The organism is Cohnella sp. GbtcB17 (assembly GCF_019091135.1).
GTDB lineage: Bacteria > Bacillota > Bacilli > Paenibacillales > Paenibacillaceae > Cohnella.
In genome coordinates, this window is the sequence record NZ_JAGXJW010000071.1 from 25,671 (window position 1) to 36,353 (window position 10,683).

Genomic DNA, 10,683 nt, shown 5'->3' on the forward strand with positions numbered 1-10,683 from the left:
GATCAATTGACCGGCTTGCCGATCTCCATCCCCGTGCTCTGGAGTCCGACCCGCACCTGGATGCGATAGTCGATTCGGGAAAAGCGCTGCGGCCAATCGTCGGACCAGGCGGCCCATCTTGCGGGCTTATGACGGCGAAGCCAGTCCCCCGTCCCCAGCAGGTCCGCCTGCTTATCCTTCAGATGCTCGATCGTTTCCGCCATCCGCTCCTCGACGTACGCGGCAAGCCTTGCGTTAAACCGCTCGATCTCCCGCTCGGTTTCCGCTTTGGTGCAGGTCAGTTCCCCGATTGCGCCGTTCAGCGAGGTGCGGATCTCCAGTCTGACGACATCGCCGAGAATGACGGGGCGAATGCGCGTCTCGGACGCGGTCACGTGGTAGGCGTCGATGCCGGAGCCACCGTCCGGGCAGGGCAGCTCGAGCACGCCTCTGGCGAACCGGTTGTTCAGCATGGATAAATAGATCGAATCCGACGACGGCAGCGTGCCGATCAGCTTGCCCTCCGGAAAACGGATGATGGCCAGCCCGGCGATGCCTGCGACAGGCGGATCGCTCTCCTGCAGCTTGGCATAGGGCAGGGCAACGGCCTTCGACTGCATCATCGATCGGATCGTCAGCTCCAATAACGTAAAGTCCCTCGTCTTGGCCGTGTACTTTGACGCGTTCGCTTCGGTGCTTCTGAGCTGCTGCGCGATCGTCCGCTCGATCAGCGGCGGCTGCGCGAGAAACGCGCCTGCCTCGCCTTTCGTAATGAGCATTGATACCGAGCCGCGCGGCCCCTCGCCCCGCGAAAAAAAGTCGGTGAAACGCCTGATGCTCATGGCGCGGGCAGCCTTTTCCCCGATCAGGAGCACCTGCATATGGCTCCACTGCGGACGGCGCCCCAGCTCGATCGCGATGTCCTCGGAGGCGCCGAACAGCGAGCTTGAGGTCGTTTCCGTGTTCACGTAAGTTTCGCCGCCCTTGGACGGCATGAGCTCGGCGCCGCCGGTCGGCTTGTAGATTTGAGTCGTCATCCGAATGTCGCCGTCTGCCGTCAAATCGATCGCCGCCGCCTGCACGAAGCCCCAATCGGTCAGCTCGTGACCGCTCCAGCAGCCGCCCGTCCATAGCGGCAAGCTGAGCGCCGTCATCCAACGCAGCAGCCGCTTCATCATCGTTGTTCCCTTCTGCCCGGGGCGCCGGCATGCAGCCTTCGGTTGCGTGGCGAACGCATCAGCGTCTTGAGCGGCGCGCGGACGAACACGTCCCGAAGGTCCCTGAGCTTGAGCGGCGCCAGAGAGGACAAATAAGGCTGGCCCAACGTTTGCAGGCAGCAGAGATGCAGCAGGATAAAAATAAAGCCGAGCATCAGCCCGTATCCGCCCATGAAGCTCGCGGCGAGAATAAGCGGGAAACGCAGCAGCCGGATCGCGATCGCCATCTCGTAATGCGGAATGGCGAACGACGCGATGCCCGTCAACGCGACGACGATGACCATGATCGGCGAAGCGATCTTCGCCATGATCGCCGCCTGGCCGATGACGAGCGCCCCGACGATGCTGACGGCGGAGCCGACGGGTCTCGGCAGCCGGATCCCGGCTTCGCGGAGCAGCTCGAAGGACGTCTCCATAATGAGCGCCTCGACGATCGCGGGGAACGGGATCCCCTCGCGCGCATCCAGAATGGCGAGCAGCAGAATGTTGGGGATCAGCTCCGGGTGAAAGGTGGACATGGCGACATAAACGCTCGGCAGCGTAAGCGCGATCGCGAAGGCAAGCAGGCGGAGCTGGCGCACCATTGTCGCGTACACCGTGCGGACGTAATAATCCTCGCTCGTGGTGAAGAAATCGACGAACAGCGCCGGGCAGATGAGAATCATCGGCGAATTGTCGGTCAGCACGAGAATTTTCCCGTCCAGAAGCGAGGCGGCCGCCGTGTCGGTGCGCTCCGTATAGCGATGCTGGGGAAAAGGCGACCAGGCGGAGTCCTGAATTACATCCTCAACGAACGACGTGTCCAGCACCTCGTAGGGCGCGACCCGGGCGATCCGCTCTCTGAATTCGGCGAGCATTGCTTCATCGACCGTACCGTCCAAATAGGCGAACGCGATGTCTGTGCGAAGAACGGTGCCCGCCGTGACATACTCGATTTTCAGCCTGGACGTGCCGATCCGCTGGCGCAGCATGCCCAGGTTGACGGGCAGCGTCTCCACCGTGCCTTCTCGCGGCCCCTGGACCGAAGGCTCGCTTACCGGCTCCGTCACCTGCCGCTTCGTCAATCCGGCGCTCTTAAAGCCGGCCGCTTGCGTCCAGCCTTCGACGAACAGGAACAAATATCCCTGCCAAATTTTTTCTTCGATCGCTTTCCATTCATCGAACAGCTCGGCCTGATGGCGCGCACCCGCTTCGCGCAAGCGGGATTCGCGATCCGGCGCCGCCGGCGGACCGCCGGCAAGCTCCCTCAGCAGCGGTTCGGCCAGCAGTGTCCGAATCCGCCGGCTCTCCTGCTCGTCCATGAGCGACGAGCAATAGACGATGAGCGCGACCGCCTCTTCCTCCGGCCCTTCTCCAAGCGGGATGACGGACACGTCCTGGCAGCGGTCGAACAAGGCGCAGGCCTTCTCCCGATTCGCGCGAAGCTCCCTGACGAGCGCCGTGCCGGATGACTTCTTCGCCACCTTGCCGCGCCTCCTTTCCGTTTTCGGCTATGCCCCTTTCCCCTTTCCCCATATCGCGGTCATTCCCGCATGAAGCGCCAGAAACGTCCCGCCTACCAGGAGCACCGCAAACGGCCAAATGACGTAAACCTGCGCGAAAAAGTCCGCAGGACTGTCAAAAAGCGTAAGGGACAAAAACAGGCACATCAGCGCCAACGGGTAAACGGCAGCCCGTTCGTCCTTGAACGGCAGCCAGCCTTTGACGATCAGATTCAGCATGTAAAGGTAAACCGTCGCCTTCATGTAGGAGCCGAGAATGAGGGCGATGCCGACGATCGATTCGGTACGCTCCATCATATCGCCGATATGGATCTCGCTGGCCAGCTTGAACAGCGAATAAATAAACACGTCCGACGCCGGACCGAATGCCATGCTCGAGCACAGGACCGCCAGCGTCAACAGTGCCGCGGCAAGCGCGTACGCCTTGTACAGCTTGCCGCTCTTCGGCTCGGCACCAGGCCTCGAGGGCACGAGATGGATGAGCAGGGCGTAGAGGAAAATCTCCCCGAACGGGAAGCCCGCCGTCAGCAAAAAGCCGTGAAATACCGGCCTGGCCATCTCGTGCGGCCAAATCGGCAGCAGCATGCCCGAATGGTAGAGCGGAATCGCCAGGATGAGAACGGCAGAGACGAAGGCGACCATCACCGTCAGCAGCAGCACGAACATGCGCGCGGTTACTTTGATGCCGGCCCGCACCGTCACCGCGGCGGCGAACAGGCTCGTGGCGTTAAAAATATAGGCCGGCGTCTCCTTCATCATCACGCCGCTGAAAAAATCGCCGATGCCCGCGACGATCGCCGATACGGCGAATAGCAGCATCAGCAGCACGATGAAGAACATCAATCCGGATATCGGCCTGCCGAACAGCGCGATGCTGTATTCCAGCATGCTGCGCCCCCGGTGGACGCGATTCAGGTACAGCACGGCAGCAAGCAGCAGCGCCCCGAAGAAGGCTGCGAGCAGGGCCGAGATCCAGGCGTACTGTCCGGCGTAGTGGGCCAATGGATGCGGGATGAAGACGATCGAGGAGCCCAGCGTCGTGGCGATAATCAGAACGGACATTTGGCCGGCGGTTATTTGTTCCTTTTGCTTGTTCATCCATTTCCGCCGCCCGACAGGTACCGGTCGAGCGCCGTCGCCGGCGTCTTCAGCAGGACGCCCATCAGCTCCGGAAGGCTCGGCCAATGGGCTTGGCTCACATAGATCGCGTCCTGATACAAGACGGGCAGCAGGAGCAGCGCAAAGGCAGCCAGTTCCTTGCCCCGCATTTTTCTGATCGCGGCGCCCTGCGCAACGGCGAGCGCCGCGAACAGCACCACGCTAAATCCGAGCCGTGTTATCATCCGACGCTTGCCTCCCCGGTTTCCGTTTGCTGGTTCACCTACCTAATGTTTGAACGACAGGTTCATTTTATTCGTGCAAGCCGGCAAAAAAAGCCTTCAAACGAGCGCCGGCTAAAGGGCGCTCGCTTGAAGGCTCGTTGGGTGAAGAATCATATTAAACGCGTTTGATTCGCCAGGTGGCGCTTTGGAAGTCGCCATGGAGCCGAGGCACCGGAAGTCCGGCATACATCAGCTGATCGCCGCCGAACCGCTCGCCGGTACCGACCACCTCATAGTCCGCGTTCGGGTCGAGGCCCGCGAGGCGCAGCCAGTCGATCGGTTCGTTCGGCTGGGCGAGCACGCGGAAAAATGCGACGAACGCCTCGGACTTGTCGGCCGCGACGACCGTCCACGCCGTATCGTTGCCCTCGAACGGGCTTTTCAGGCGATACAGGTCGCCGAACTGCACAAGTTCGCGCAGCTCCTTGTAGGCGGCGACCTGCGCCTTCACTTCCTCCTTTTCCTCCGGCGTGAACTGGGTCAGGTCCAGCTCGTAGCCGAAGTTGCCGGACATCGCCACGTCGCCGCGCATCTTGAGCGATGTCACGCGTTGCACCTGATGGTTCGGGACGGCCGATACGTGGGCGCCCATCGAGCTGATCGGATACACCAGGCTCGTCCCGTACTGGATCTTGAGCCGGCACACGGCGTCCGAATTATCGCTCGTCCACGTCTGCGGCATGTAATGCAGCATACCGGGATCGAACCGGCCGCCGCCGCCGGAGCAGCTCTCGAACAGGATGTGCGGGAATCTCGACGTGATCGTCTCGAGCACGCGGTACAGGCCGAGCATGTAACGGTGCGCCGTCTCCCGCTGGCGCTCGGGCGGCAGCAGCGCGGAGCCGATCTCCGTCATGTTGCGGTTCATGTCCCATTTGACGTAAGCGATCGGCGCGGACGCCAGCACGCCGCCCACCGTTTCGATGATGTAGTCGCATACGTCTTCGCGCGACAGATCGAGGATGAGCTGGCGGCGGCCCTGCGTCCGTCTGCGCCCCTCGACGTGCAGGCACCAGTCCGGATGCGCGCGGTACAGGTCGCTGTCCGGCGAGATCATCTCCGGCTCGAACCAGAGGCCGAACTGAAGGCCGTGCGCGTTTACCCTTTTCGCCAGATCGTCCAGCCCTTGCGGAAGCTTCTTGAGATCGACCTTCCAGTCGCCCAGCGACGTCGTATCGTCGTTGCGGCAGCCGAACCAGCCGTCGTCAAGCACGAACAGCTCGATGCCGAGCCGACTTCCTTCCTCCGCGATCGCGGCGATCTTGTCCGCGTCGAAATCGAAGTAGGTCGCTTCCCAGTTGTTGACGAGCACGGGACGCGTACGGTCGCGGAATTCGCCGCGGGAGAGGCGGCTGCGGTACAGCCTGTGATACGTGCGGCTCATGCCGCCGAGCCCTTCGTTCGAGTAGACGAGCACGGCTTCGGGCGCCTGGAACGATTGGCCCGGCTCGAGCAGCCATTCGAAGTCGAACGGATTGATGCCGATCGATACGCGCGTCGTACGGAACTGGTCCACCTCGGCGGAGGCGGCGAAGCTGCCGCTATAGACGAGGCTGAAGCCATAGGCGTCGCCCTGCTCTTCGTCCGCATTCGGCGACACCAGCGCGACGAACGGATTGTGCTGGTGGGAGCTGGAGCCGCGGCGGCTCTCGATGCCCTGCTGCCCTTGGACGAGCGCTCGGCGCGACAGGTTCCGCTCGTTCGCCCAAGCGCCGTTCAGGTGCACCAGCTCGTAGGCGTCGCTGTTAAAGTCGACGCTGACGCTCAGCGCGCGGCGAATGCGGACGGCGTCCGCGCTCTCGTTGACGTAGCGGACCGAGCGGGCGATCGCGTCCGAATCGCGGAACGTCGTGTAGCTCAGAACGGCGACCATGCCGGAGTGCAAGTCGTGCAGCGTGAGCTCCAGCGTGTCGGCTTCGTCGTCGGACTCCGCATACGTCGCGGGAAGACCTTCGAGCTTCGGCTTGCCGGCGAAAATGCGGTGATCGCGGTAGACAAGCTCGGCGACCGTCGTGCCGTCGGACAGCGCGAACTGATAGGCCGGGCTGCGGAAATCGCCCGAGCCGTAGCCCGGATATTCCTGCAGCAGCGCGTCGAGCGACAGCGAAGGCTTGTCCGGATTAGGCGTTGGGCTGAAGCTCGCGCGCTCTTGCAATGTCAGGCCGCCCGGCCATGAGGCATTTCGAAGCCTGGGGCCCCAATAAACATGCGCGGGATATAACCCCTCTACGATTGTAATGATGTAGCTCGTATTCGGCGTCTGCAGATGAAATGTCTGACGCTCCCGGTCGAATGAAATCGCCATTGCGGCCTCCTCAAATGTGGGTCTATCCAGCTAGCATACCGGAATCGGATTTGCGGATACATGGAATAAAGACGCTTTAATATGTTTTTATGTGTCTTGCGCGCGAAGTGCGGCCATGCTTGTAAATACGGCGGCGAGACAGCGGCGAAACAGCGGCGAAACAGTTGCGGGCAGGCGATGCTTTTCACGGGCATCCGCTTCTCCTATAATGAAAGAATCGGATCGAACCCTGGGAGGGAAATCAATATGCCAACGATCGCATTTATCGGACTCGGCACGATGGGTCTGCCTATGGCCGCAAACCTACTGCGCAAGTCCTATCAGGTCGTCGTCTACAATCGCACGCCCGGCAAAGCCGGGGAGTTGCTCGAGCTCGGCGCCGAAGAGGCCGCTACGCCGCTGGCGGCGGCGCGCGGCGCGGACGTCGTCGTGACGATGATCAGCAACGATGCGGCCGTCGAGGAAGTGTATTACGGAACCGAGGGCGTGTTCGCCGGCATCAAGCCGAACACCGTGTTCATCGACAGCAGCACGATCTCCCCTGCGCTCGCCCGGCGGCTGGCGCAAGATGCCGCGGACGCCTTTTGCGACTTCCTCGACGCGCCGGTGACGGGCAGCAAGCCCGCGGCCATTGATGGCACGCTCCTGTTCATGGCCGGCGGCGACGCGCGGGTCGTCGAGGAACAGAAGCCGCTGCTGCTGTCCATGGGCCGCGAGGTGCTGTATATGGGACCCAGCGGCAGCGGAGCGGCGGCCAAGCTCGCCCACAATACGATCGTCGGCATCAACGCCGCCGGCCTCGTCGAAGGGATGGCCATCGCGGCCAAGGCGGGTATCGACGCCTCCTCCTTCCTGCGGGTCGTGCAGGGCGGCGGCGCGGCGTGCAAGCAGGCCGATCTCAAGGGCGCCAAGATCATCGACCACGACTTCAGCGTGCAATTCTCGCTGGCGCTGATGCTCAAGGACCTGAAGCTGTCGTCCGTGCTTACCGACGGTCTCGGTGTGCCGACGCCGATGCTCGAGGCGTCCAAAAGCCTGTTCCAGGCGGGCGCGGCGGCAGGCTACGGCGAAGAGGACCTTGCCGCGCTGGCCAAGCTGTACGAGCAGTGGATCGGCGGCCGGATCGGGCGGGACAAGCGCGCGGACGACGAAGTGTCCGCGGCCGCGGAGATCGCGGGTGCGAAGTCGGAAACTGATCCCGATTCGGATTTGGATTCGGATTTGGATTCGAACTTGGATTCAGATTCGGATCGCCGCAAGAAAAAGCGCGTGGCTTTGAACATTCCGCTGATGATCTCGATCTACCAATGGGAGCAAGCCGGATCGTTCGCCGGCCAGAGCGTCGACGCCGTGCTGAACGACGTGTCCGAGGACGGCTTGCAGGTCGCGACGTCCATCCCGCTGGAGAAGGATATGTTCGTCGTCATCCACTTCCAGCAGGATACCGGCCTCCCGCCGATGACGGCCCGCATCATCCGCATCGAGCGCAAGGAAGGGCTGTTTCACTACGGCTGCCTGCTGTCGGGACTGGCCCTGTACCAGCGCCTCCAGCTCAAGGAATATATCGAATCGCACGGCTGACGCCGCGCGTTGCGTATAGGCGAAGCTTATAAAGCATCCGATTCGCTCCTTGCGCATTAGCGCGAGTTAACGGACCGAGAGGCCTATTTTTCGCCTATCGCGATATGAAGCCCGTTCACGGACCCAGGTGCCGCTATTGCGGGATTGGCTGCGTTTTTTGGGCTTGAATCGGATCAATAAAGTCCCTCCAGTCCGAAACGATCGCAATTGGGACCCGTTTTTGAGAAATAACGTCTGCTGAGTCCGATGCTCGCAGTGGTAAAAAAGCCTTCGGCGCGATGCTGCGCCGAAGGCTTTTTTGTTCTGCCATATTCCTGCTTAAAGCTTTAGCTTAGGCGTCCAGGTAGGAGCAGACGTAGTCCGCGACCTGCGTGACCTTCAGCTTGAACTTGGCGTTCGCCGGCACGGTGAACTCGCCGGTGCCCGAGATCGAGATCCACTCTTCGCTGCCCGGCAGTTGAACGGTCAGTTCGCCGGCCAGAATCTCCATAACTTCCTTCTGGTCCGTGCCGAACTCGTATTCGCCCGGCAGCATGGTGCCCAGCGTCTTGCGCGTGCCGTCCGCGAACTTGACCGTACGGCTCGTTACTTTGCCGTCGAAGTAAATGTTGGCTTGCTTGACGACGCTGACTTGATCGAATTGGGACATGAGAATGTTGGCCTCCTAATAATGGTTTGACAATGATTGAAAACGATAACGATAACGATTCGGCAGCCGGCGATTCGCCGTGTTGCGGCCGAAAACTCGGCGAGGCTCGGATAACGCTCTTTGCCTATGCGACGCGCTAATGCGCCTTCGCCGCAAAAAGCCGGCCGCCCGTTAAGGGGGCCGGCTCCGCAGCGAAACGCGCTCCGGTGCGCCCGGACATCGTCGTCCGCGCTCCCGTTGCGCCTCAACCTGCGATTAGATCAGCTTGCGGAACTGCTCCACGACGTTTTCGACCGTGAAGCCGTATTCCTTGATGACGCGGTCTCCCGGCGCGGATGCGCCGAACGTGGAGATGCCGAGCACGGCGCCGCCGTCGCCGACGTAGCGCTCCCAGCCGAACGGCGAAGCCATCTCGATCGCCAGACGCGCCTTGACGCCTTTCGGCAGCACGCTTTCGCGATATTCGGCGGACTGGGCCTCGAACAGGTCCCAGCTCGGCAGGCTGACGACGCGGACGTGGATGCCCTGTTCGGCCAGCGCCTTTTGCGAAGCAACGGCAAGCTGAACCTCGGAGCCGGTCGCGATCAGGATGCCTTGCGCTTCGCCCGCCGCTTCGGACAGCACGTAGCCGCCCTTTTTGATGCCTTCGCGAGCCAGCTCGGCCGTACCTTCAAGGATCGGCAGATTCTGACGCGTCAGGACGAGCGCCACCGGATTGCCGGTGTTCTCGAGCGCGTAAGCCCAAGCTGCGGAAGTCTCGTTGCCGTCCGCCGGACGCAGGACGGTCAGGCCCGGGATGACGCGGATCGAAGCGAGCTGCTCGATCGGCTCGTGCGTCGGTCCGTCTTCGCCGACGGCGATCGAGTCGTGCGTCAGCACGTATACGACCGGCTGACCCATGATCGACGCCAGTCGCACGGCCGGGCGCAGATAGTCGGTGAAGACGAAGAACGTGCCGCCGTATACGCGAAGACCGCCGTGCAGCGAGATGCCGTTCATCGCGGCCGCCATGCCGAACTCGCGAACGCCGAAGTATATGTTGCGGCCGCTGTAGTCCTTCGCGTTGTAGACCGGCAGGCCCTTCAGATGCGTCATCGTGGAGCTTTCAAGGTCGGCGGAGCCGCCGACGAGGTTCGGCACGTTTTTCGCAAGGCCGTTCAGGGCGTTGCCCGAAGCGACGCGCGTCGAGAGCGGCTTGTCCTCCGTCGTGTACTTCGGCAGCTCGGCATCCCAGCCCTGCGGCAGCTTGCGCGCGAGCGCATCCTCGAACTGGCGAGCCAGGTCCGGATGAGCGGACTTGTACTTGCCGAACAGCTCTTCCCAGGCGGCATACGCTTGCTCGCCGCGGCTCTTGACCTCAGCGAAGTGGCTGCGCACTTCGTCGGGCACGAAAAATTCGGGATGGTCCCATTCGTAGAACGACTTCGTCAGCTTCGCTTCTTCCGTGCCGAGCGGCGAACCGTGCGGACCTGCGTGGCCGCCCTTGCCGCCCTTGTTCGGCGAGCCGTAGCCGATGACGGTCTTGACCTCGATCAGCGTCGGCTTGCTCGTCTCGGCATGGGCTTCGGCGATCGCATTGGCCAGCGCGGCCAGGTCGTTGCCGTCCTCGACGCGCAGCACCTGCCAGCCGTAGCCGTCGAAGCGCTTAGCTACCGACTCGGAGAAGGACAGGGACAGCTCGCCGTCCAGCGAGATATCGTTCGAATCGTACAGAACGACCAGCTTGCCAAGCTGAAGGTGGCCGGCAAGCGAAGCGGATTCAGAGGAGATGCCTTCAGAAAGGTCGCCGTCGCCGCAGATCGAATACGTGAAGTGGTTGATCAGATCAAACCCTTCGCGATTGTATGTAGCGGACAGTTGCGCTTCCGCCATCGCCATGCCGACGGCCATCGCGATCCCTTGGCCGAGCGGTCCGGTCGTCGCATCGACGCCGGCCGTATGGCCGAATTCGGGATGCCCCGGCGTCTTGGAGCCCCATTGGCGGAAGTTCTTGAGCTCTTCGATCGGCAGATCGTAGCCCGAGAGGTGCAGCAGCGAGTACAGCAGCACGGCGCCGTGGCCCGCGGAC

8 protein-coding genes and 1 pseudogene are annotated in these 10,683 nt (G+C 62.3%); 2 read left to right on the top strand and 7 right to left on the bottom strand.

Features of this window, described 5'->3' with window-relative positions; genetic code table 11:
- Positions 1–2: 2 nt before the first annotated feature.
- The 5 genes from KVT38_RS29000 to KVT38_RS29020 form a co-directional block, all read right to left on the bottom strand.
- The gene (locus KVT38_RS29000; protein ID WP_217597238.1) at positions 3–1,157 is read right to left on the bottom strand and encodes a Ger(x)C family spore germination protein; all 1,155 of its coding nucleotides are present in this window, start codon (positions 1,155–1,157) and stop codon (positions 3–5) included.
- On the bottom strand, positions 1,154–2,659 hold the full coding sequence (locus KVT38_RS29005) for a spore germination protein (protein ID WP_217597239.1): 1,506 nt from the start codon (positions 2,657–2,659) through the stop codon (positions 1,154–1,156). Before KVT38_RS29005 ends, KVT38_RS29000 begins: the two co-directional genes overlap by 4 nt.
- Positions 2,660–2,686: 27 nt before the next feature.
- Positions 2,687–3,796: a GerAB/ArcD/ProY family transporter gene (locus KVT38_RS29010; RefSeq protein WP_217597240.1), complete on the bottom strand. Its 1,110-nt coding sequence runs from the start codon at positions 3,794–3,796 to the stop codon at positions 2,687–2,689.
- Positions 3,793–4,041, bottom strand: coding sequence for a hypothetical protein (locus tag KVT38_RS29015; protein ID WP_217597241.1), 249 nt, complete (start codon positions 4,039–4,041; stop codon positions 3,793–3,795). The genes KVT38_RS29010 and KVT38_RS29015 overlap by 4 nt, the downstream gene beginning before the upstream one ends.
- A gap of 154 nt (positions 4,042–4,195) precedes the next feature.
- Positions 4,196–6,385: an alpha-galactosidase gene (locus KVT38_RS29020; RefSeq protein ID WP_217597242.1), complete on the bottom strand. Its 2,190-nt coding sequence runs from the start codon at positions 6,383–6,385 to the stop codon at positions 4,196–4,198.
- Positions 6,386–6,631: 246 nt separating this feature from the next.
- Between KVT38_RS29020 and KVT38_RS29025 the strand changes: the two are divergent.
- Together KVT38_RS29025 and KVT38_RS35045 are read left to right on the top strand one after the other, a co-directional pair.
- Positions 6,632–7,513, top strand: a pseudogene (locus tag KVT38_RS29025) (NAD(P)-dependent oxidoreductase); the annotation flags it as partial.
- Between the two features lie 24 nt (positions 7,514–7,537).
- Positions 7,538–7,966, top strand: a complete 429-nt coding sequence (locus tag KVT38_RS35045) for a PilZ domain-containing protein (protein WP_368859176.1) — start codon at positions 7,538–7,540, stop codon at positions 7,964–7,966.
- A 331-nt stretch (positions 7,967–8,297) separates the two neighbouring features.
- On the opposite strand, the gene ppnP is transcribed toward KVT38_RS35045, so the two are convergent.
- Positions 8,298–8,615: a pyrimidine/purine nucleoside phosphorylase gene (gene ppnP, locus KVT38_RS29030; RefSeq protein WP_217597244.1), complete on the bottom strand. Its 318-nt coding sequence runs from the start codon at positions 8,613–8,615 to the stop codon at positions 8,298–8,300.
- Between the two features lie 255 nt (positions 8,616–8,870).
- A partial coding sequence (gene tkt, locus KVT38_RS29035; protein ID WP_217597245.1) for a transketolase occupies positions 8,871–10,683 on the bottom strand: 1,813 nt, incomplete at its 5' end.